The sequence below is a fragment of the Salinisphaera sp. LB1 genome (genome assembly GCF_003177035.1).
Classification (GTDB): Bacteria; Pseudomonadota; Gammaproteobacteria; order Nevskiales; family Salinisphaeraceae; genus Salinisphaera.
Genome location: NZ_CP029488.1, coordinates 936,769 through 958,627, shown reverse-complemented (window position 1 = coordinate 958,627; position 21,859 = coordinate 936,769). Strand labels below are relative to the sequence as shown.

The following is a 21,859-nucleotide window of genomic DNA, read 5'->3' as shown; positions in this document are numbered from 1 at the left end:
ATGGCTAGCATCCGCCCAATCGACGCGGCTGGCAGCACGCGATTCATTCTGACCGCTACGGCGAACAGCGCGCAGGGACAGGTCGCCGCCATCAGCGAATTCATCGATCGGTACGTAGGGTATATCGTCGAATTCGATCAGTTCGACGACGTTAACGAAAATCGGTTCTTCGCCCGTGTTTTGTTCGGGGTCGACCCTGACGTCGACTCCGAGGCACTGACGGCCAGTTTTGCCGAGGTCGCCGATCGGTTCGACATGCGCTGGTCGCTCAAGCCCGTCGATGCGAGACCGCGCGTATTGCTCATGGTCTCAAAAACCGATCATTGCCTGCGCGATCTGTTGTATCGTCACGAACGCGGCGAACTGGCGATGGATATCACGGCCATCGCCTCCAATCATCGCGATCTCAAGCCGCTGGCGGACGCTTACGGTTTCAGGTTCGTGCACCTGCCGGTTACGGCCGATACCCGTGCCGAGCAAGAAGCCGCACTCTGGCAATTGATCGAGGACACGGATACCGAGCTGGTTGTGCTCGCGCGCTACATGCAGATCCTGTCGGACGATCTGAGCCGAAAACTGCGCGGGTGGGCAATTAATATTCACCACTCGTTTCTGCCCGGTTTCAAAGGCGCCAAACCGTATCGCCAAGCTTTTGTGCGCGGCGTCAAGCTCATCGGCGCGACTGCGCACTATGTCACCACCGACCTCGACGAGGGCCCGATTATCGAGCAGACCGTGGCCCGGGTGGATCATGCCGACAGCGTAAGTGATCTCGTGGCAAAAGGGCGCGACTGCGAATGCCATACCCTGGCGCGCGCCCTGGCATTGCATCTGGATGGACGCGTGTTTCTAAATGGAGACAGAACGGTCGTGCTCGAATAAAAAATCACCGCCATCCGAACCGTGGAGCCCGGACAAGCGTTCGGGCTCGTCGTTCGGCGTTGCTTCGCCGATCCTCTCTGGCGATGGCTTCACGATGCCGGTGATGAATACGGCTGCGTCTTGGCGCCGTCGAACTCGAGACTCCAGCGAACGCGGCGCAATGCGCCACTTCGGTTAGGACGTGCTCTCGCCCTATCGGGCCACTCACCGTTCGTGCCTGTCCTCCCGTAAACACCTGGCTGCCAAGGCAAGAGCTGCAACGCCTACCCCTATGACGCGATCGTGGCATCCTATGACAAGCTCGGGTCATCGCTGCAGGCCTCGACTCCGATAAGCTGGATGTACAGGCCGACACGATGAGCGACAAAGCGCCGGCCCGCTGGCTGAATGCTGAGCAAGACCATCTGTTTGAATCCATCAGCAAAGCCCAAATACCGGCCTCCTGACCAACCTTGGCAGCGGCAATGCTCAGGTTCATGTCTGGTTTGGAAAGTACTTGCGTCGTGCCGGTCCCGGCGCACTGGACAGCGTCTGTCGCGCGCTTTGTAAATCAGGTGGCACAAGGCGCCCGCAGGAATACGGGGTCGGGAAGTCAATCGTGCTCCATCCTTCCCGATTCGCCGGTCATGGGCACAAATACGGTGGGCTAATGCGGCGATTCACGGCGTTATACATGCGTCTCGATGCAACCACGGCGACCAAGCCGAAGGTGGCCGCGATGCGCGATTATTTCGCCCAGGCGCCCTCGGCCGATGCCGCCTGGGCGGTGTCGTTTCTCTGCGGGCGGCGCATCAAACGCCTGATTGCCGGGCCGAAGCTGCGGGAATGGGTAGCCGAGGCGATCGACATGCCGATGTGGCTGGTCGAGGAGAGTTACGCCGCCGTCGGCGATTCGGCCGAAACCATGACGCTGTTGCTCGACGAGATCGGCTCGAGCGAGGCCGGGCTCGACCTGCCGCTGCACGAATGGGTCGAGAACCGCATTCTGCCGCTCAAAAACCTCAGCGAGACCGAGCAGAAGGCGCGTTTGTTCGGCTATTGGCGCGAACTGCCGACCGAGGCGCGCTTTACGCTCAACAAACTGCTCACGGGCGCCTTCCGGGTCGGTGTATCGCGGCGGCTGGTGACCCGGGCGCTCGCCGAATATGCCGGCATCGAGCCGGCCCGGTTGGCCCATCGATTGATGGGACGCTGGCAACCCACCCCGGAATTCTTCGAGCGCCTGGTCGATCCCGAGGACCACGGCGAGGATGCGGCGCAGCCGTACCCATTCTTTCTCGCCTCGCCGATCGAAAATGCGCCGATCGAGACGATCGCCGACCTCGGCCCGGCCGGAAACTGGCACGCCGAATGGAAATGGGACGGCATCCGGGCCCAGCTCATCCGGCGTGCCGGCGAATGTCATATCTGGTCACGCGGCGAGGACTTGATGGAAGGCCGCTTTCCGGAACTGGAGGCCGCCGCGGCCGCGCTGCCCGACGGCTGCGTGCTGGACGGTGAGATCCTGGCCTGGGCCGCCGGCGACAGCCTGCCGCTGCCGTTCGCCCGCCTGCAGCGCCGCATCGGCCGGCTCAAGCCCTCGGCCAACATGCAGCAAAAACATCCGGTGCGGTTCTTTGCCTACGACCTGATGGAGCACGAAGGCGTCGATATCCGTGAGCAGCCGCTGGAGGATCGGCGGGCGCGCCTGGCTGAAGTGCTCGTCGGCATCGACGAACGCATTGCGCTGTCGGAAAGCCTGGCCGCCGGCTCCTGGGACGAGCTCGCCGCCCTGCGCGAGCGCTCCCGCGAGTTCGCCACCGAGGGTTTCGTGCTCAAACGGCTCGGTTCGCCGTATCGGGTCGGGCGCGTACGCGGCGACTGGTGGAAATGGAAGATCGATCCATTCTCGGTCGATGCCGTACTGCTCTATGCCCAGCCGGGCTCGGGCCGGCGTTCGAGCCTGTTGACCGACTATACCTTCGCCGTCTGGGACGGCGACGCGCTGGTGCCGTTTGCCAAGGCCTACTCCGGGCTTACCGACAAAGAGATTCGCCAGGTGGATGCCTGGATCCGAAAGAACACCAAAGAGCGTTTCGGCCCGGTGCGCTCGGTGACGCCGCAGCATGTCTTCGAGCTGCATTTCGAGGGCATCCAGGCCTCGAACCGGCATAAGTCCGGTATTGCCGTGCGCTTCCCGCGTATCGCCCGCTGGCGCACCGACAAGCCGCTGGAAGAGGCGGATACGCTGGACAACGTCAAGGCGCTGCTGCCACCCAACGAATGGGCGGAGCCCGGCTGAACGCGATAGTCTGTTGTCGCGCCCGGTTCCGGTAGCATCGCGGCTTCAAGGCGAAGGGGGCGGGCCGATGAGTTTTTCCTTCCAGCAACTGCGTTATTTCGTGGCCGTGGCCGAGATCGGCTCGATCTCCGGTGCGGCGCGCGAGTTGTTTGCGTCGCAGTCGACGATCACCGAGGCGATCAAGTCGCTGGAGTCGGACCTGGGGGTGACGCTGGTCCAGCGTCATGCCCGCGGCATGGCGCTCACCCATCGCGGCCATACCTTCCTGCGTCATGCCCAGCGTATTCTGGCCGAGGTCAGCCATGCGCGATCGGCGTTCACCGCCGGGCGCCAGCGCATCACCGGTACGCTCAATCTGGGCGTCACGTCGCTGGTGGCTGGCTATGCGCTGCCGGAACTGCTGGCCCGTTATCGACGGGCCTTTCCGGCCACTGCGGTGTCGGTGTATGAAGACAGTCCCGAATATCTCGAGCATTTCCTGCTGGGCGGCGAACTCGACGTGGCGTTGTTGTTCCTGTCGGCGCTGGGCGAGCCGTCGGCGTTCAACAGCGCGGTGATCCAGCGTTATCCCTTCCGGCTGTGGGTACCGTTCGGCCACCGCCTGGCCGAGGAAGGGCGGGTGCAACGTGCCCGGCTGGTCGACGAGCACTATGTGCTGCTCAATCTCGACGAGATTCAGGCGTCCACCGAAGCGTTGTGGCGCGACATGCGCCAGACGCCGCGCATCGCGTATCGCACCACCTCGGTTGAGGCCGTGCGTAGCCTGGTCGCAACCGGGGCGGGGGTATCGGTGCTGCCCGATCTGATGTATCGCCCCTGGTCGCTGGAAGGCGATCGCATCGGCGTGGCGGAGCTGGTCGATGCGCTGGAGCCGGTCGCGGTCGGCGTTGTTTCGCGTCGTGGCACGCGGCTGTCGGCGGCAGCGTCGGCCTTCGTGGAGATGGCGCTTGAAAAGACTTCGCCCGGGCCCGGTTGAATCGCAACGGGTCGGGTCGACCGGCGCATTTGAATGCAGACCCTTGTCGGGGCAAAGATTTCGGTTTTTCCGATAGTGCTTTTCTATTTTTTGTTATTGCGATAACGCAGCGCGTTTGCAGATACTCGAATGAACACGGATTGACGCGGGATGCTGCGTCTGATCCGCGATCATTCGAGGAGAGCAGACATGCAGCAGGGCGGCCAGAACAATATCCCCACCGCGCTTCTGATCGGCGACGAGAACGCGGCCGGCCAGGGCGAGTCCGAGACCATTCTCAACCCGTTCACGGGGGCGGCGATCGGCACGATACCCGAGGCCTCCGCCGGCCAGGTCGATGCCGCGGTGGCGGCCGCGCGAGCCGCGTTCGAGCCCTGGTCGCGCCGTACGCCGGGCGATCGCTCGGCGGTGCTGTTGGCGCTGGCCGACGTGATCGAGCGGCATGTCGACGAGTTCGTGCGGCTGGAAGCCATGAACTGCGGCAAGCCGGCACATATCGTGGCCGCCGAGGAGTTGCCGGCGACCGTGGATGTGATTCGTTTTTTCGCCGGGGCGGCGCGCTGTATGGCGACCAGCGCGGCCGGCGAATACATGGCGGGCTACACCTCGATGGTGCGGCGCGATGCCGTCGGCGTGATCGGTTCCATCGTGCCCTGGAATTACCCGTTGATGATGGCCGCCTGGAAATTCGCGCCGGCGCTGGCGGCTGGCAACACGGTGGTCCTCAAACCCTCCGAACAAACGCCGCTGACCGCGCTGCTGCTGGCGAAGGTCGCCCGCGAGGCGCTGCCGGCCGGCGTGCTCAATATCGTCACCGGCCGCGGCGAGACGGTCGGCGACCGGCTGGTGAACCACGATGGCATCGACATGGTCTCGCTGACCGGCGACATCGCCACCGGCAAGAAGATTCTGACGGCCGCCTCCAAGAACGTGAAGCGCACCCATCTGGAACTGGGCGGCAAGGCGCCGGTGGTGGTGTTCGACGATGCCGATCTGGCCGCGGTAGTCGAGGGCGTACGGACCTTCGGCTATTTCAACGCCGGCCAGGATTGCACCGCCGCTTGTCGCGTCTATGCCGGGCCGAAGATCTACGACCGGCTGGTTGCGGATCTGTCGTCGGCCGTTGCCGGCATCGCCTACGCCCAGCCCGAGGATGCGGCCAACGAGATCCCGCCGCTGATCTCTGCGCGCCAGCGCGACCGGGTGGCCAGTTTCGTCGAGCGCGCCTCCGAACTGCGGCATACCGAAATCACCACCGGCGGCCGGATCGCAGACGGCGACGGGTTCTTCTACCAGCCGACCGTGATCGCCGGGGCCCGGCAGGAAGACGAGATCGTGCGCCGCGAAGTGTTCGGGCCGGTGGTGTCGGTTACGCGTTTCGACGATGACGAACAGGCGATCGCCTGGGCCAACGACTCCAATTACGGACTGGCCTCGTCGGTATGGACGCGCGACGTCGGCCGGGCGATGGATGTGTCGGCGCGCATGCGCTATGGCTGCACCTGGGTGAACTGCCACTTCATGCTCTGCAACGAGATGCCCCACGGCGGCATCAAGCAGTCCGGCTATGGCAAGGACATGTCGATGTATTCGCTGGAGGATTACACCGCCGTCCGGCACGTCATGGTCAAGCATTGATGAACGATTTCGCGCCCGCCGCCGCGGTTGCCGCCGAGGACGCGATCGTCCGGCTGGCCGGCGTCGGCAAGACGTTTGGCGCCACGGTGGCGGTCGAAACGCTGGATCTGGATATCCGGCGTGGTGAGTTCTTCACGCTGCTCGGCCCCTCCGGGTCGGGCAAGACGACGACCCTGCGCATGATCGCGGGTTTCGAGCGGCCGAGTGCCGGCACGATCGATATCGACGGGCGCGATGTAACCAAAACAGCGCCCTACGACCGCGATATCAACACGATCTTCCAGGACTATGCGCTGTTCCCACATATGAGTGTGGCCAAGAACGTAGCTTACGGCCTGCAGGCCAAGCGGGTCGGCCGGCGCGACATTCCGCAGCGCGTGGCCGAGGCCCTGCGGGCGGTGCGGCTGGAGAACTACGGCGCGCGCAATCCGGCGCAGCTCTCCGGCGGCCAGCGCCAGCGCGTCGCGCTCGCCCGGGCGATCGTCAATCGGCCGCGAGTCTTGCTGCTCGACGAGCCGCTCGGTGCGCTCGATCTCAAGTTGCGCCAGGAGATGCAGCACGAGTTGAAGCGTATTCAGGCGGAGGTGGCGATCACCTTCATCTACGTGACCCACGACCAGGAAGAAGCGTTGACCATGAGCGATCGCATCGCTGTGTTCAACGAAGGCCGCATCGAACAGATCGGCGACCCGGTCACGCTTTACGAGCGGCCGGCAAGCGAGTTCGTGGCCAATTTCGTGGGCACATCGAATTTCGTCGAGCGCGGCGGCGCCCGTTTTGTGCTGCGGCCGGAGAAGATCCGGTTTGCCCTCCATGCCGAGGCGTTCGCCGCCGACGGCTGGCAGGTCGAGCCGGGACGGATCGAGTTCAAGGAATTCGTGGGCATGTTCGCGCGCTATACGGTCGCGCTCGATGCTGGCGAGCGGGTCGTGGTGACCGAACAGAATCTACCGGGGCACTCGGTCTTTGACCGTGTGGCCGCGGGAGACGCCGTGCACGTCGCATGGCACCGGGACAGCCTGTATGCGCTGCCCGGCAACGTTTGATTTAACAATCTGGGTGACTCGGACAGCGTCCGAGGGAGGGTGGATCAATGAAAATAATACGTAATCGGATTGCAACGGCCGTGGCCGGCGGTGTGGCGGCGGTATGGCTCACGCTGGGCGTGGTGGCTGCGGCGGCGCCGGTCAAGGCCGATTATCCGGCCAAGGTGGGCAAGGGCGAGGGCCAGCTCAATCTGGTGGCCTGGGAAGGCTACGCCCAGGATGAATGGGTCAAACCGTTCGAGAAACAGACCGGCTGCATGGTGCATCGAAAATATGCCGGCTCCTCGGACGAGATGGTCGCGCTCATGCGCCAGGGCGGCGGCGGGGAGTATGATCTCGTGTCGGCCTCGGGCGATGCCTCGCTGCGGCTGATCTACGGCGGCGACGTGCAGCCGGTGAACGTGAAGCTGATCCCGGCCTGGCAGGATTTCCTGCCGCAGCTGAAATCGCCGCCGAACAACACCGTTAACGGCCTGCACTACGGCGTGTCCTACGAGTGGGGCCCGAACGTGCTGCTCTACAACACCAAGAAAGTCAGCCCGAAACCGACCAGCTGGGACGCAATCTACAGCGATGCCCACAAGGGCCGGATCACGGTGCCGGACAATCCGATTCAGATCGCCGATGCCGCGCTCTATCTCAAGGCGCACAAGCCGAATCTGGGCATCAAGGATCCCTACGAGCTCACGCAGAAACAGCTCGCCGCGGCGGTCGACCTGCTGCAGAAGCAACGGCCACTGATCAAGAAATACTGGGCCCAGGCCTCGGACGAGATCGAGCTGTTCAAGAACGGCGACGCCGTGGTGGGCGCGGCCTGGCCGTACATGACCAACGCCCTGCAAAAAGACGGCGTGCCGGTGGCGGACACTATCCCGAAGGAAGGCGCGACCGGCTGGTCGGATACCTGGATGCTGTCGGCCCATGCCAAGCATCCGAACTGTGCCTACAAGTGGATGCAGTATGTCTCCACGCCCAAGGTGCAGGCCGAGCAGGCAATCTATTTCGGTGAGACGCCGGCCAACAAACAGGCCTGCAGTGCAATGGACAAGATTCAGGACGGCGCCTGTCACAAGTTTCACCTGGATGCGCCGTCGTCCTACTTCGACCAGATTTATTTCTGGAAGACGCCGCGCACCCAGTGCGCCGATGGTCAGCGCGACTGCACCAGTTACCGCGACTGGCAGCGGGCCTGGCAGCGGGTGAAAGGCTAGCGATGTGGGGCCGGCCGCTGCGAAAAGCGGTCGGCCCGGTCGCGAACAGGGGAGCAGGGCATGCGACGATCCACGGCAGCGCTTGATTTCAATCCGGCCCAGCGTTTCCTGCGGGCGGCTTCGTCCGTGTTGTGGCGGCGGCCGCGCCTGGCCGCAACGGCGCTGCTGGCGCCGCCGATGCTTTGGTTCGTGCTCATCTATCTGGCCGCGCTCGGCATACTTTTTCTATCCGCGTTCTGGACGGTCGATGATTTCACCGGCGAGATCGTGCATCGCTGGACGCTGGTCAATTTCGAAACGCTCGCCACCAGCGAGACCTACCGCGCGATCGCCGGGCGCACGCTCGGTATCGCGGCACTCGTGACCCTCACCGACATCGTGCTGGCCTTTCCCTGTGCCTATTTCATGGCGCGAATCGCCGGGCCGCGACTGCGCGCGACGCTGTTCGTGGTGATGTTGCTGCCAATCTGGCTGAGCTATATCGCCCGCGTCTATGCCTGGCGGCTGATCCTGGCGCACGACGGCGTGCTCAACTGGACGCTGCACGCATTGGGTCTGCCGGCGGCGGACATCGGTTACACCAACACGGCGATGTGGCTGGTGTTCTCGTATATCTGGCTGCCGTTCATGATCACGCCGATCTATGCCGCCATCGAGCGCGTGCCGGGCTCGCTGTTCGAGGCCTCGGCCGATCTCGGTGCGAAGGGTTTGCGAACCTTCACGAAAGTGACGCTGCCGCTGGTGGTGCCCGGCATCATCGCCGGCTCGATCTTCACCTTCTCGCTCACGATGGGCGACTACATCACGCCGATTCTGATCGGCGGGCCGGGCTCGTCGTTCATCGGCAACGTGGTGTATTCCAACGTCGGCATCGCCAACGACATTCCGTTCGCGGCGGCCTTCGCCACGATCCCGGCGGTGGTGATGGTGCTGTACCTGGCCGCCGCGCGCCGGCTCGGCGCCTTCGAGATGATGTAGGGGCGCGATCATGGAAAGCACACTCACCAAATGGTTGCTCGGCATCTGGACGGCGCTGGTCATCGTCTTTCTGTTCGTGCCGATTGCGATCATCGTGATCTATGCCTTCAACCCGTCGAATATCCAGAGCTGGCCGATTCCCGGGCTGTCGCTGCAATGGTTCCCAGCCGCCTGGCACAACCGCGAGATCCGGCAGGCGCTGTGGCTGTCGATCAAGGCCGCGCTTCTGGCCACCACCATTTCGGTCGTTCTCGGCACGGCCGCGGCCTTTGCCGTGCATCGCTTTCGGTTCTTCGGCCGCGACGCGGTGTCGTTCATCGTGGTGCTGCCGATCGCGCTACCGGGGGTGCTCACCGGTATCGCGCTCAATTCCTTCTTCGGTTTCTGGCACGTCGGGCTGTCGTACTGGACCATCGTGATCGGCCACGCGACCTTCTGTATCGTCATCGTCTACAACAACGTCATCGCGCGCCTGCGCCGTATCTCCGGCTCGCTGCGCGAGGCGTCGATGGACCTCGGCGCCGATGCCTTCTCGACGTTCCGGCGTATCACGCTGCCGATGCTGTCCACCGCACTCATCTCCGGCGGGCTGCTGGCCTTCGCCCTGTCGCTGGACGAAGTGATCGTGACCACGTTCACGGCCGGTGCGCAGAATACGCTGCCGCTGTGGATCTTCGGCGCCATCCGCCTCGGCCAGCGCCTGCCCGAGGTGAACGTGGTGGTCACGGTCGTGATGCTCGCCACGCTCGTTCCGGTAATCCTGGCCTATCGCCTGATGAACCGCGCGCCGGCCGATACCGGCAAATAGTGCATCGCCGGGGCGGGTGATTGCGTAATCGTTCAGCGGCCAGCCGCCCCGCCGCTGGTTTGCTTTGGCCCGGCGTGCCCGCATGTTGTGGGTACGCAATCCTGCGATCGGATGCCGCGATGTCCTACGCCACGCGTGACGACCAAGAGCCCCGAGTGATTCGCTGGGCTGATATGACCTGGCGCGATTACCTGCGCATCGGCGCCGGCGTCTTCTTCTTCCTGCTCGGCGTCGCAGGCCTGGTGCTGCCGATTCTTCAGGGCGTGCTGTTCCTGATCGTCTCCGCGATCCTGCTGGCGCCTTATTCGCGCTGGGTGCAGAAGCAACTCGCGCGCTTCGAGCGCAGGTTCCCGTGGTTGTCGGATAAGGCGCGTGGCATCGCCACGCGCTGGAGCCGCAAGAAACCGGCCGATGAGTGAGGCGATCGCGCCGGATCGTGTCGCTATCGATCCCCGTATCGAGCGCTGGTTCGCCGATCGCGACTGGCAGATCTTCGATTTCCAGTGCGCGGCCTGGGCCGCCCAGCGCCGCGGCGAATCGGGGCTGATCCATGCGCCGACCGGCACCGGCAAGACGCTGGCCGCCTGGTTCGGCGCGGTCAACGACTGGCTGGCGAGCACCGGCGACGAGGCGGCCACGCCGGGCCTGACCGTGCTCTGGATCACCCCGCTGCGGGCGCTGGCGGCCGATACCACCCAGCATCTGGCGGCCTCCGCCGCCGAGTTGGGCCTGAACTGGACCGTCGAACGGCGAACCGGCGATACCAAGTCGCACGTCAAGGCGCGCCAGCGCAAGAAGCTGCCGAGCGCCCTGGTGACCACGCCAGAAAGTCTGAATCTGCTGCTGTCCTACGCCAATCACGAGCAGATGTTTGCCGGGCTGGACTGTGTGGTGGTCGACGAATGGCATGAGCTGCTTTCGACCAAGCGCGGCGTTGCGCTTGAACTGGGTTTATCGCGCCTGCGGGCCATCAATCCGCGACTGCGAACCTGGGGCGTGTCGGCCACGCTGGCCAATCTCGAGGAGGCCGGCGACGTGCTCACCGGCGGCCAGCCGGTCACCCATATCCGAGGCGTGGTGCCTTCCACGACCGAAATCACGGCGTTGATCCCCCAGACTATCGAGCGTTTCCCGTGGGCCGGGCATATGGGCACGCAGATGGTGGCACCGGTGATCGCCGCGTTGGAAAACGCGCAGACCACGCTGCTGTTCACCAACACGCGCTCGCAGGCCGAACTGTGGCATCAGGCGCTGATTCGGGCCCGGCCGGACTGGCTGGAGAGGATCGCGCTGCACCACGGCTCGCTCGATCGTGAGCTGCGCGACACGGTCGAGGCGATGATCGCCGATGGCCGGCTGGCCTGCGTGGTAGCTACGTCCAGCCTCGATCTGGGCGTGGATTTCTCGCCGGTCGATCAGGTGATCCAGGTTGGCAGCCCCAAGGGCGTGGCGCGGCTGCTGCAGCGGGCCGGGCGCTCCGGCCATCGCCCCGGCGTGCCCAGCCGGATTCTGTGCGTGCCGACCCATGCCTTCGAGCTGGTCGAGATCGCCGCCGCGCGTAGAAAAGCCCATGCCGGCGAACTGGAGGCGCGGCGCCCGCTGACCGGCGCCATCGACGTGCTCGCCCAACATATGGTGACCCGGGCGCTCGGCAGCACGGGCGCGGGTGGGGTCGCACCCCAGGATCTGCTGGCCGAAATTCGCAGCACGCACGCGTATCGCGATATCACCGACGACGAATGGCAATGGACGCTGGATTTCGTCACCCGTGGTGGGGCTGCGCTCGCCGCCTATCCGGAGTTCCGGCGTGTGGATTTCGTCGACGGCAAGCTCGCGGTCAACGACCCGCGCATCGCACGGCGGCACCGCATGACCATGGGCACGATCACTTCCGATGCCGCCATGAGCGTGCGCTGGGTCAAGGGCGGGCGGCTCGGCTCGGTCGAGGAGCGCTTCATCGCGCAGCTCAAGCCGGGCGATGTGTTCCTGTTCTCCGGCCGGCTGCTGGAACTGGTGCGCGTCAAGGAACTCACCGCCTATGTGAAAGCGGCCACCCGCCAGAACCGACAGGTGCCGCGCTGGGCCGGCGGGCGCATGGCGATCTCCGGCACCCTGGCGGACGCGATTCGCGAACTGCTCGAAGCCGCTCGAAACAACCACTACGACGAGCCGGAACTGGCCGCCATCCACGATCTGCTGGCAATACAGCAACGCTGGTCGGCGCTGCCCGCCGCCGACGAGCTGCTGATCGAGCATGTCACTTCCCGCGAAGGTCGGCACTGGTTCTTCTATCCCTTCGCCGGCCGGCTGGCGCACGAAGGCCTGTCGGCGCTGGTGGCCTGGCGGCTGGCGCGCATGCACAAGGCGACGTTCCGCTTTTCGGTCAACGATTACGGCTTCGAATTGGTCACCCGTTCGAAGGTGGATTTCACCGAGAATGAACTGCGAGCCGCGTTGTCGGAAGATAATCTCGTGGACGATCTGCTGACCTGTCTCAATGCGTCGGAGCTGGCCAAGCATGCGTTTCGTGATATCGCGCGCATCGCCGGACTGGTGTTTCCGGGCTACCCCGGCACGTCCAAGAGCGCGCGTCAGATCCAGGCTTCCAGCGGGCTCGTCTACGATGTGCTGGTGCGCTACGACGCCGCCAATCGGCTGCTCGGCCAGGCGCGCCGCGAAGTACTTGAGCGGGAGCTGGAGATCGGGCGGCTCAGGTCCGCGCTCGCTGCGATCGGCAGCCAGTCGATCCGGCTGGCCGAGCCGTCGCGGCTCACGCCCCTGGGTTTTCCGCTCTGGGTCGAGCGGGTGGCCAGTCAGGTGACCGGGGAATCCTGGCGCGATCGGGTCGAGCGCATGACCGTGCAGCTCGAGAAGGTGGCGGATAAGAAATAGGGGCGTTGAGTTCCGGTCATGGATGCCGGACGATTCGCGAGGTACGCAGTGGTTCGGGTTTCGCACTGCAGTGCGAGTCCCTTCTTTTGCTTGCCAAAGAGGGTGTAGACAAAATAAATGCCGGTAATAAACGCAATATCAGACAGTTACGTAGGTCGGATTAGGTGCTTGCACCGTAATCCGACAGCCAAGCCTCAAAACCCACAGATTGAGCGTCGGATTACGCGCTGCGCGCTAATCCGGCCTACTTCTAAGGCATTGTTTTACAAGTCGTTAGACAGAGTAAGGGTTTGTCTACACCCTCAAAAGAAGGAACCAAGAAAAGGGCACCCGCATCGGCGCCGGCTTTGCCGGTCCACTCCGATGCTCGCGTCGACGGGATGCGGCAAAAACTCGGACGGCTTTGGCCGTCCTCAGACAGCTTGCCGCACCGGCGCAGTGCGCCGGACACCCGTCGCCGCTGCGCGTCTCCGTCGCCTCAGACGGGAGGTAATACAGACACGAACTCCGTTACCTCGCGGGCCGTGCCTGTATTCGGGTTCCCTTGAGCGCAGCGCCGAGCAGTGGAGGCCGAAAGAGGAACAAGACAGCCGTGTGTCTGAGTGCCGCGTAGCGGCGCGAGTTTCGCGGCTGTCCCTCTTGCGGCCGGAGCCGCGCAGGGCACCGATGCGAAAAGCATCGGCGCAAGGTAGGGTGTCTTTTCCTTTGCTTCCTTTCGTTTGGACAAGCAAACGAAAGGGAGTCGCGCTACAGCGCGAAACCTCAAGTAACGCGAAACTCGCGAGTTTTCCAAGCGCGAACGCTCGAAGGCGGAGGAAGTTTTGTTTCGCTGTTTAATTTGCGGAGCCGGTTCTGACAGCGCCCTATCCGCACTGGATAAATCGAATACGATCCGCAATCGGCCGCCGATTGCGCCGTGCCCAGTGTATGACGCGACCCATGATGGGCACGATGCTCGCTTAGGGCCTCTTGCCGCCGCATTTAAGCTGGCCACACATCAACGTGTAAAAGAACGTGTAAAAGACGGATGACCGCAAGCGCCGATACACGACTCCCGCTCCAGCAAGCCGAGCTTGAACTGGCTGGCGAACGGCTGTTACTGCGCGCCGACCACAGCCTGTTCTGGCCGACCGGTCGGACGCTGTTCGTGGCCGATACGCATTTCGGCAAGGGCGCGGTGTTCCGGCGTCAGGGCGTGAGCGTGCCGACCGGCACGACCCGGAACGATCTCGCCCGGCTCGAGCGGGCGCTGCACGACACCGGCGCGCGGCGCCTGGTCGTGCTCGGCGATTTTGTGCATGCCCCGCCGGTGGGCAATGAGCCCTGGCTGTCACAGTTTGCCGAGTGGCGCGCGCGCCACGACGATATCGGGATCGTGGTCACGCGCGGCAATCATGATCGTGTACGCCAATTGCCGGTGGATCTGGATATCGACTGGCGACCGGGCGCGCGCCAGATCGGGCCGTTCGTGTGCCGGCACGAGCCGGGCGAGGATGTTCGTGGCCCGGTGCTCGCCGGCCATCTCCATCCGGTCGTGCGCCTGACGGCCGCCGGTGAGCGCGTACGCTGCCCGGCATTCTGGGTGCGCCCGGGTGGCATGGTGCTGCCGGCATTCTGTGGTTTTGCCGGCGGCGGCCGGATCGCGCCGGGCGTTGACGATCGTGTGTTCGTGATCGGCGAGGGCGAGGTGATCGAGGCGCGGCTGGCGTGAATCAGCATTTCGGATTCGCCGTAACCGGTGCGGCGCGGGTAGAATCGCGCGGATGTTGATCGCGATTATTGCCGGGGCGCTCATCGGCGCCTCGTTCATGGGTTTTTCTGGCGCGCTGCTGGGCGCTGTTGTGGGTTACTGGATCGCCCAGTTGCTGGCGATGGCCTTGCGGCGGGGCAATCTGGGGCAGATCCAGTCCCAGTTTCTGGATTCCACGTTCGCCGTGATGGGCGCGTTGTGCAAGGCCGACGGCCAGGTCACGCGCGACGAGATTCGCGTGGCCGAGGAATTGTTCACGCGTCTGCGGTTGTCGGATACGCAGAAGGACGATGCCCGCCGCTCGTTCAATCGCGGCAAGCAGGCCGATTTCGATCTGGATGCGGAAGTCGCGAAGTTCGTGCAGGTCGCCCGTGGCCAGCGCGCGCTGCACCAGATGTTCCTGCAGGTGCAGATCGCGGCGATCGCGGCCGATGGCAAGGTCAGCTCGGCCGAACATGCCGCGCTCATGCGTGTGGCCCGCGGGCTGGGCCTTTCCGAGATGGAGATCCGCCAGCTCGAGGCGATGCTGGGTGCGCGCGGTGCGGCCAGCGGCGACACTGGCGGCGACGGCATGGGGTCCCGGGCCGGCGTATCGCCCGAGGACCAACTCAAGCAGGCTTACGACGTGCTCGGCGTTTCGCCGGAGGCCAGCGACGCCGAGGTCAAGAAGGCCTATCGCCGCCAGATGAGCCAGAATCATCCGGATAAGCTGGCCTCCAAGGGCATGCCGGAGAGCATGCGCGAGATGGCCGAGCAAAAGACCCGCGAGATCGGTGCGGCCTACGAACGCATCTGCGAGGCGCGCGGCATCAACTAGGCGCTGTGTCGGGCGACAAGCCGAAGCCGCGCCCGAGCCGGTCGATGAACCATTGCAGCGCGCGCCCGCGTTCGCCGCGACGCCACAGCAGGTAGGTGTCGCGCGCTGCCGGCCGAGTGGCAGTCGGCAGCGCGACGAGCCGTGCACTGGCGAGCGCGTCGGCGACCCAGTGGCGCGGGCAGTAGCCGACGCCCAGGCCGCGTTCCAGGGCCTCGATCTTGGTGCGCATGCTCGATACGGTCAGCCGCGGCTGGCCGTCGATGAGGTTGCCGCTGCGCTGGGCGAACTGACGTGCGGTATCGGCGACCACGAGCGCACGATGTGCCCGGATCGTGTCTTCGGTCAGCGGCCTGGGCGCGTCCACGAGCGGGTGATCGGGTGCACAGCAGAAGACAAACTCGATGCACCCGAACTGCGTGCGCTGGATGCTGGCGTTGGCTGGCGGGTCGGTGACCCCGATCGCCAGATCCACGCGCTCGTCGACCAGGGCCTCCCAGCTGCCGGCCAGGACCTCCTCGTGCATGCGCACATTGATGGCAGGGTGCGCCGCGGCAAATTCAGCGATCACCGGCCACAGGTCGGCCGGCCGCTGGGTGGCATCCACCGCGATCTTGAGCTCCGGCTCCCAGTGGTCGGCCTGGCGCCGGGCGGCGGCGGCGAGCTCTCGTGTGGCCACGAGAATCCGCCGGCCTTCGTCGAGCAGCAGGCGGCCCGCGGGGGTGAGCACGGCTCGGTGACCGGTACGATCGAACACGCGGATGCCGAGCTCGGCCTCGAGTTGGTTGACGGTGTAGGAGATCGCCGAGGGCACGCGGTACAACGAGGCCGCCGCGGCCGCAAAGCTGCCGTGCCGGTCGATGGCGTCCAATACCTCCAACGCTTCCAGGCGGACGGCTTCGGTCATGGATGGTAGGCGTTCGAAAAATCTGAACAACTATGCCAGAAAGCCTTGCTATGCGCCGTGGGGCCATGGGGCTAGCCTCGACGCTGGCGCAATCGGGACGCCCGATTGAATCCGTTTGAACAACATCCAGGCCGAAACGGGCCGAGGAGTTCGTATGAAAAAGATTCTGGTGCTCTACTATTCCATGTACGGCCATATCGAAACGCTGGCGCAGGCGGTGGTCGAGGGCGCGAAGTCCGTCGAGGGCGTAGAGGTCACGCTCAAACACGTGCCGGAAACCATGAGCCGCGAGGCGCTCGACGCCATCGGTGCCAAGGGCGCGCTGGCCGGCGAAGAGGCTGCGCCGGACGAGCTGGCCGATTACGACGCCATCGTGTTCGGTACACCGACCCGCTTCGGCAACATGGCCGGCCAGATGCGCACCTTCCTCGATCAGACCGGCGGTCTCTGGGCCAACGGCAAGCTGGTCAACAAGATCGGCAGCGTATTCACGTCGAGCGCCACCGGCGCCGGCAACGAGACGACGATCACGTCGTTCTGGAACACGCTGGCCCATCACGGCATGCTGATCGCGCCCATCGATTACGCGGGCGCCCAGGAACTGTTCGATATTTCCGAACTGCGCGGCGGCTCGCCCTATGGCGCATCGACCTATGCCGGCGGCGACGGCTCGCGCCAGCCCTCCGACAATGAATTGTCCATCGCCCGCTATCAGGGCGAAAAAGTCGCCCGGCTGGCCACGCAGTTCTCGGGCTGACCGGCGTGCCCGGCCCTATGCGAAGATGATCGCGTCCAGCGGCTGGCCAACGGGCCAGCCGCGCTGAGCCGTAACCGGAGAGTAGGCATGAAAAAGACCGCTGACGTTGATCATCCGATCAGGAATCTGCTGGCCGTGCGCTGGAGCCCTTATGTGTTCAGCGAGCAACCGGTGCCGGCGGCGGATCTGCGTTCGTTGTTCGAGGCCGCGCGCTGGGCGCCCTCGAGCTACAACGAACAGCCGTGGCGGTTCATTGTCGGCCGGCGTGGGCAGGGCGATACGCACGGCCGTATCCTCGAGTGTCTGGCGGAGCCGAATCGGAAATGGGCGTACAAGGCACCGGTGCTCGTGCTCGGCACGGTCGTTCGGGAGTTCGTGAGTAACGGCAATCCGAACAAGGCTGCCGAGCACGATCTCGGTCTGGCGGTCGGTAGTCTGCTGGTCGAGGCCACGGCGCGCGGCCTGCGCGTCCACCAGATGATCGGGCTGGACCCGGACGCCGCGCGCCGTGCGTTCTCGATCCCGATGAACGCCGAGGCCCTGACCGCGATTGCGATCGGCTACGCCGACAAGACGGGCGGGGACGATCCCGCGCTTGCTGAACGCGACGCCACGCCGCGCGAGCGGCGCCCGATCTCGGAATTCGTCTTTGGCGATCGGTTCGGAGAAAGCGCCGGGCTGTAAGAGTTTGTCCCGGTAGCCCGCCTTGTTCTGCTGAAACAGGCGCCAAGAAACGGCCGCCGTTTTACCTGGCCCTTGGATCGGCGGTGCGCCTTGTTGGCCCCAGGCGATTGGGGCTGCAACCCGGTGACGCCTGACACGGCAGCCGATGACACGAAAAAGAGGCCGACGGTTCCCCGCCGGCCTCCTTGTGATGCACCGTGTTGTACGGGAATCAGTCTTCGTTCTGATCAACCACGCTGATCGCGTGCGGCTTGGCCGCGGCGCCGCCGGACACGCGGATTTCGAGTAGTCCGTTGCGCACGGTGGCATTGATGTCGGACTCGTCGACCCCGTTGGGCAGAATCATCGCGCGCCGGAACTCGCCGTAGACGCGCTCGCGGGTATAGTAGAGCACCTCGTCTTCGTTGAGTTCGCTGCTGCGCCGGCCGGAGATGGTGAGCACGCTGCTGGCGACGGTCACCGAGACGTCCTCGCTCCTTACGCCGGGCACTTCGCAGCGCACGATCAGATCCTGGCCGATGGCGAAGATGTCGGCCGGCGGCACGTAGGCGCCCGCATGGGTGCGACCGCTGCCGCTGACCTTGCCGCCGCCTTTCATCCATTGTTCCTGGGCACGGCTCATCTCGCTCATGACGTCGAGGAAGCCACGGAACGGGTTGTGACGGGGTTTGGGGGTCTTGCGATTGTCAGCCATGGAAACCTCCGGAATGGGTTCGGGCGCCGAGCCCGGCAGCTTGAAGGTGGAAATGGGGCGCGATCAGGCGCATTTGGCGTCGGTGGCACGCATTGGCATCGCCTCTCCGTTTAGTGCCTTGTACAGCGCGAAACACATCATCACGAGCACCAGACAGAACGGTAGTGCAGAGGTTGCAGCAGCCAATTGCAACCCCAACAGCAGATTGCAGCCGCCGAGCGTAATGGCGGAGAGCAGCACCGTAACGGCTACTAACTCTATAGTCGCCCAGAATAGACGTTGCTGCAAGATCGAGCCTTGTTCCAATACTTCTCATTTAAATAACAACTGTCTAGTGCATCGGCTCGGGAAATGTCTGTACACGCTTGCGCAGCCGCCATTTAGATATTTTACGCTTGACCACTCAGGGTCTGCCGCGACTTGAAACAACGATACGGCCGTGACCTCTTCAGGGATCGCTGATCACCCGGATGGCTATGTCTGAGAGGCAGTGCTGAACTGCCCCGGGAATGCAGAAGACTCCAACGCTTGGGAGAATAGGAGTATGAAACAGCCGAAATCTTATTCCCCGGAAGTCCGTGAACGCGCGGTTCGCATGGTCTTTGAGCATCAGGCGGGCGACAGCTCACAGTGACCGGCGACTGGCTGTACGCGCGAGACGCTGTGCAGTCGGGTTCGCCAGGCCGAGCGGGGCCGCGGGATGCGCGATGGCCAGACCACCGAAGAGCGCGAGCGCATCAAGGTGCTTGAGCGTGACAACCGTGAGTCGAAACGGGCCAGTGAGATCCGGCGCAAGCCTTCGGCGTATTTTGCCCAATAGGGCCTCGACCGCCGGCACAAGCGATGGCGACGTTCATCGACGATTATCGCGGAGTCCATGGTGCTGAGCCGATTTGCCGTGTGCTGCCGATCGCAGCGTTGACCTACGATATGGCCGAGGTCCGACAAACCGCCCCGGCTCGTCGTTCGAAGCGGGACCGACGTGAGAGAGCCTTGAGCGACGCCATCCGGCAGGTATGGGCGGCCGATCGTTGCGTCTGTGGTGCCCGCAAAGTCTGGTGGCAGTTGCGGCGTGACGGTTGGTCGGTGGCTCGGTCGAGCGTCTGATCCGTCAGATGGGCTTGCAAGGCGCTGTGCGCGGATGCCAGCCGAAAACGACCGCTGCCGACCCCGATACCGAGTCCGGCCGATTACGTCCAGCGTGACTTTTCAGCCGCTCGAGCCGACCTAGCACAGCTTCGTTTACGCGGCGTTTGTTATCGATGCGTTCGTGCGTCGTATTGTCGGCTGGTATGGTTCAAGCGTTCTCGTCGAACACACGCCTTGTACTCGACGCGCTCGAGCAAGCCATCCACGATCGGCAACCAGGCCCGAGCCTGATTCAGCACATTGACCGGGGGTGCGATATCTGTCGATCCGCTATAGCGAATGCTTGGCGGATGTCGGTATCACTCCGTTGGCCCGCCATGTCGGCAGTTTGTACCATAACGCGCTGGCCGATACCGCGAGCGGCTTGTTCAAGACGGAAGTCTTCCGTCGGCGCGACGGGCCGTGGGCTCATCTTGTCGAGTTCGCGGTGCTGGGCTGGATCGGCGGGTTCAATCATCAACGACTGTTCGAGCCGATCGGTGATATCCCGCCGGTCGAGGCTGAAGCGAATTTCTATGATGCAAACGCCGAGTCTCGTCGGCGAAAGTAGCATGACTCATGCTCTTGACTCTCCGTTAAACTCGGGCCAGTTCAAGTGCTCGAAATGCTGCACAGACATCACCTATAGGCTAAAGGCTTATTTCCGCCTTGGGAGGTTCCGCGGCTAGATGTATGTAGTCGGACATGTACGCGATACTCTGGCGACAGTGCGATCAAACAACGCAACGATGGACGTCGAATGGCAGTTGGTACTGTCAGTCAAGGGAGTCGATAGTAAATGGAACAAATAAAAGCCTATCTCAACGAGCATACGAATCCGCCGGTATTTCTTATCTCCGGCGTTGTGATGATCGCGCTGGTCGTGCTGGCCGCGGTCTTCCCCACCCAGTTCAGTGCGATAGCCAACTCGATACTAAGCTTCATCACTAACTATTTCGGCTGGCTATACGTCGCCAGTACGGCCATATTTGTGGTGTTTGTGGTGTTCGTGGCCGTCAGCCGATTCGGCAATTTGGTGCTGGGGCCGGATGATGCGGAGCCAGAGTTTGATACCTGGTCGTGGGTTTCGATGATGTTCACCTGCGGCATGGGCATCGGACTGGTCTACTACGGCGTCTCCGAACCCGTCATGCACTTCAAGAATCCCCCCGTAGGCGATGGCGGCACTGCCCACGCGGCGACCGTGGCCATGAACTGGACGTTCTTCCACTGGGGGTTTCAGCCATGGGCGGTCTATATCGTATTGGGGTTGGGACTGGGTTATTTCGCCTATCGGCGAAATCTGCCGCTTAAACCGGCTGCGGCGTTCTATCCGATCATTGGTGACGGCATCTACGGGCCGATCGGCCATCTGATTGATATTCTGGCGGTATTCGGGACTTTGTTTGGGCTGGCGACGTCCATTGGCTTGGGCGCTCACCAGATCGCTGCCGGTTTGAACTCGCTGTTCGGCATTCCCGGCCATCTGGCGACCGAACTGTTAGTGATTCTGGTGGTTGAAATGGTCGCCATCATGAGCGTGATGCTGGGCGTGGATGCGGGAATCCGGCGTCTGTCGGTCATCAATATGTGGCTGGCGATTCTGCTCGCGGCTTTTGTGTTTGTTGTCGGCCCCACACTCTATCTGTTGTCCTCGTTGATGACCGACACCGGTTATTATCTTCAGCATTTTGTGGAGACCAGTCTCACTCTGTTCACAAGCGGCCATGGTGCCAAATTCCAGAAGGCATGGACGCTGTTTTACTGGGGATGGTGGATTTCATGGTCGCCGTTTGTCGGGCTTTTCATTGCCCGCATTTCTTACGGCTACACCATTCGAAAGTTCATCCTGGGGACTCTGCTAATTCCCACGGGGGCTTCGATTGTCTGGTTTGTGATTTTCGGCCGTACCGCCCTGCATAGTGTATTGAACGGTGGCGACAAGGCGTTGCTGAGTGCCGATGCGCCGCACGCGATTTTCGTGGTGCTCAATCAATTGCCGGTTGGCGGCATTGTTTCAATCATTGCCTCGGTGGTTGCGATTGTCGTAGTGACTCTGTTTTTCGCTACCTCCTCGGACTCCGGATCGTTGGTCGTTGATATTTTGACTAACGGCGGTGATCCCAATCCGATCTGGCAGCAACGCCTGTTCTGGGCTGTCATGGAAGGCGTGGTTGCGGCGGTGCTGCTCACTGCCGGTACGCTCAGTGGGGGTAATGCCTTGAGCGCGCTGCAAACGGCCGCGGTGACGACGGGACTGCCATTCTGTATTGTATTGTTGGTTATGTGCTACACGCTCTACCGCTCCATGGGCCAAGAGGATATTGGGGCCGCGATGGCCGCTACCCAGAAAGCTAAACGCGAGCGGCTGCGGATGCGGCAAAGCACGTCCTGATATTGCATATTCTGCCCG

At 63.5% G+C, this 21,859-nt stretch carries 18 protein-coding genes, 1 pseudogene and 1 other annotated feature; of the genes and pseudogenes, 16 read left to right on the top strand and 3 right to left on the bottom strand.

Annotation, left to right across the window (positions count from 1 at the left end):
- From purU to djlA, 12 genes are all read left to right on the top strand, one after another.
- Complete coding sequence (gene purU / locus SALB1_RS04380; RefSeq protein ID WP_109992746.1) at positions 1-882, top strand: formyltetrahydrofolate deformylase; 882 nt, start codon at positions 1-3, stop codon at positions 880-882.
- Between the two features lie 649 nt (positions 883-1,531).
- Entirely contained in the window at positions 1,532-3,163 is a 1,632-nt protein-coding gene (locus SALB1_RS04375) for an ATP-dependent DNA ligase (protein ID WP_109992745.1), read from the top strand.
- 67 nt (positions 3,164-3,230) lie between these two features.
- Positions 3,231-4,139, top strand: a complete 909-nt coding sequence (locus SALB1_RS04370; protein WP_109992744.1) for a LysR family transcriptional regulator — start codon at positions 3,231-3,233, stop codon at positions 4,137-4,139.
- Between the two features lie 213 nt (positions 4,140-4,352).
- Positions 4,353-5,777 carry a gamma-aminobutyraldehyde dehydrogenase gene (locus SALB1_RS04365; RefSeq protein WP_370453244.1) on the top strand — a complete coding sequence of 475 codons (1,425 nt, stop codon included), beginning with the start codon at positions 4,353-4,355 and terminating at the stop codon, positions 5,775-5,777.
- Positions 5,777-6,823 (top strand): ABC transporter ATP-binding protein, encoded by a 1,047-nt coding sequence (locus tag SALB1_RS04360; protein ID WP_109992742.1) that lies wholly within the window; start codon positions 5,777-5,779, stop codon positions 6,821-6,823. Before SALB1_RS04365 ends, SALB1_RS04360 begins: the two co-directional genes overlap by 1 nt.
- 47 nt (positions 6,824-6,870) lie before the next feature.
- Positions 6,871-8,034: an ABC transporter substrate-binding protein gene (locus tag SALB1_RS04355; protein WP_109992741.1), complete on the top strand. Its 1,164-nt coding sequence runs from the start codon at positions 6,871-6,873 to the stop codon at positions 8,032-8,034.
- Between the two features lie 60 nt (positions 8,035-8,094).
- Entirely contained in the window at positions 8,095-9,012 is a 918-nt protein-coding gene (locus tag SALB1_RS04350; RefSeq protein WP_109992740.1) for an ABC transporter permease, read from the top strand.
- 10 nt (positions 9,013-9,022) lie between these two features.
- A complete protein-coding gene (locus SALB1_RS04345; protein WP_109992739.1) occupies positions 9,023-9,820 on the top strand; it encodes an ABC transporter permease in 798 nt (265 codons plus the stop codon).
- 155 nt (positions 9,821-9,975) lie between these two features.
- A complete protein-coding gene (locus tag SALB1_RS04340; RefSeq protein ID WP_145961232.1) occupies positions 9,976-10,239 on the top strand; it encodes a hypothetical protein in 264 nt (87 codons plus the stop codon).
- A complete protein-coding gene (locus tag SALB1_RS04335; protein WP_109992737.1) occupies positions 10,232-12,712 on the top strand; it encodes a ligase-associated DNA damage response DEXH box helicase in 2,481 nt (826 codons plus the stop codon). The genes SALB1_RS04340 and SALB1_RS04335 overlap by 8 nt, the downstream gene beginning before the upstream one ends.
- Positions 12,713-13,739: 1,027 nt before the next feature.
- The gene (pdeM, locus tag SALB1_RS04325) at positions 13,740-14,423 is read left to right on the top strand and encodes a ligase-associated DNA damage response endonuclease PdeM (protein WP_109992735.1); all 684 of its coding nucleotides are present in this window, start codon (positions 13,740-13,742) and stop codon (positions 14,421-14,423) included.
- A 52-nt stretch (positions 14,424-14,475) separates the two neighbouring features.
- Positions 14,476-15,279, top strand: coding sequence for a co-chaperone DjlA (gene djlA / locus SALB1_RS04320; protein ID WP_109992734.1), 804 nt, complete (start codon positions 14,476-14,478; stop codon positions 15,277-15,279).
- On the opposite strand, the gene SALB1_RS04315 is transcribed toward djlA, so the two are convergent.
- On the bottom strand, positions 15,272-16,183 hold the full coding sequence (locus tag SALB1_RS04315) for a LysR substrate-binding domain-containing protein (protein WP_109992733.1): 912 nt from the start codon (positions 16,181-16,183) through the stop codon (positions 15,272-15,274). The two genes, djlA and SALB1_RS04315, sit on opposite strands and share 8 nt — an antisense overlap.
- Positions 16,184-16,337: 154 nt before the next feature.
- On the opposite strand from SALB1_RS04315, the gene wrbA reads away from it, so the two are divergent.
- Positions 16,338-16,940 (top strand): NAD(P)H:quinone oxidoreductase, encoded by a 603-nt coding sequence (gene wrbA / locus SALB1_RS04310; protein ID WP_109992732.1) that lies wholly within the window; start codon positions 16,338-16,340, stop codon positions 16,938-16,940.
- 87 nt (positions 16,941-17,027) lie between these two features.
- Positions 17,028-17,624: a nitroreductase family protein gene (locus SALB1_RS04305; RefSeq protein ID WP_109992731.1), complete on the top strand. Its 597-nt coding sequence runs from the start codon at positions 17,028-17,030 to the stop codon at positions 17,622-17,624.
- A 211-nt stretch (positions 17,625-17,835) separates the two neighbouring features.
- Here SALB1_RS04305 and SALB1_RS04295 read toward each other — a convergent pair whose 3' ends face one another.
- Entirely contained in the window at positions 17,836-18,318 is a 483-nt protein-coding gene (locus SALB1_RS04295; protein ID WP_109992729.1) for an Hsp20/alpha crystallin family protein, read from the bottom strand.
- A gap of 63 nt (positions 18,319-18,381) precedes the next feature.
- Positions 18,382-18,624: a BCCT family transporter gene (locus SALB1_RS04290; RefSeq protein ID WP_109992728.1), complete on the bottom strand. Its 243-nt coding sequence runs from the start codon at positions 18,622-18,624 to the stop codon at positions 18,382-18,384.
- 238 nt (positions 18,625-18,862) lie between these two features.
- On the opposite strand from SALB1_RS04290, the pseudogene SALB1_RS04285 reads away from it, so the two are divergent.
- Positions 18,863-20,017 (top strand): annotated as a pseudogene (locus SALB1_RS04285) (IS3 family transposase).
- Positions 19,120-19,236: a sequence feature (AL1L pseudoknot), on the top strand. Its footprint overlaps the pseudogene before it by 117 nt.
- Before the next feature lie 228 nt (positions 20,018-20,245).
- A complete protein-coding gene (locus tag SALB1_RS04280) occupies positions 20,246-21,841 on the top strand; it encodes a BCCT family transporter (protein ID WP_109992727.1) in 1,596 nt (531 codons plus the stop codon).
- Positions 21,842-21,859: the final 18 nt, after the last annotated feature.

What these genes read in the sequence shown, in the direction of transcription:
- purU (WP_109992746.1), top strand. Translation starts at nt 1, where the DNA reads ATGGCTAGCATCCGCCCAATCGACGCGGCTGGCAGCACGCGATTCATT.
- SALB1_RS04375 (WP_109992745.1), top strand. Translation starts at nt 1,532, where the DNA reads ATGCGGCGATTCACGGCGTTATACATGCGTCTCGATGCAACCACGGCG.
- SALB1_RS04370 (WP_109992744.1), top strand. Translation starts at nt 3,231, where the DNA reads ATGAGTTTTTCCTTCCAGCAACTGCGTTATTTCGTGGCCGTGGCCGAG.
- SALB1_RS04360 (WP_109992742.1), top strand. Translation starts at nt 5,777, where the DNA reads ATGAACGATTTCGCGCCCGCCGCCGCGGTTGCCGCCGAGGACGCGATC.
- SALB1_RS04355 (WP_109992741.1), top strand. Translation starts at nt 6,871, where the DNA reads ATGAAAATAATACGTAATCGGATTGCAACGGCCGTGGCCGGCGGTGTG.
- SALB1_RS04350 (WP_109992740.1), top strand. Translation starts at nt 8,095, where the DNA reads ATGCGACGATCCACGGCAGCGCTTGATTTCAATCCGGCCCAGCGTTTC.
- SALB1_RS04345 (WP_109992739.1), top strand. Translation starts at nt 9,023, where the DNA reads ATGGAAAGCACACTCACCAAATGGTTGCTCGGCATCTGGACGGCGCTG.
- SALB1_RS04335 (WP_109992737.1), top strand. Translation starts at nt 10,232, where the DNA reads ATGAGTGAGGCGATCGCGCCGGATCGTGTCGCTATCGATCCCCGTATC.
- pdeM (WP_109992735.1), top strand. Translation starts at nt 13,740, where the DNA reads ATGACCGCAAGCGCCGATACACGACTCCCGCTCCAGCAAGCCGAGCTT.
- djlA (WP_109992734.1), top strand. Translation starts at nt 14,476, where the DNA reads ATGTTGATCGCGATTATTGCCGGGGCGCTCATCGGCGCCTCGTTCATG.
- SALB1_RS04315 (WP_109992733.1), bottom strand. Translation starts at nt 16,183, where the DNA reads ATGACCGAAGCCGTCCGCCTGGAAGCGTTGGAGGTATTGGACGCCATC.
- wrbA (WP_109992732.1), top strand. Translation starts at nt 16,338, where the DNA reads ATGAAAAAGATTCTGGTGCTCTACTATTCCATGTACGGCCATATCGAA.
- SALB1_RS04305 (WP_109992731.1), top strand. Translation starts at nt 17,028, where the DNA reads ATGAAAAAGACCGCTGACGTTGATCATCCGATCAGGAATCTGCTGGCC.
- SALB1_RS04295 (WP_109992729.1), bottom strand. Translation starts at nt 18,318, where the DNA reads ATGGCTGACAATCGCAAGACCCCCAAACCCCGTCACAACCCGTTCCGT.
- SALB1_RS04280 (WP_109992727.1), top strand. Translation starts at nt 20,246, where the DNA reads ATGGAACAAATAAAAGCCTATCTCAACGAGCATACGAATCCGCCGGTA.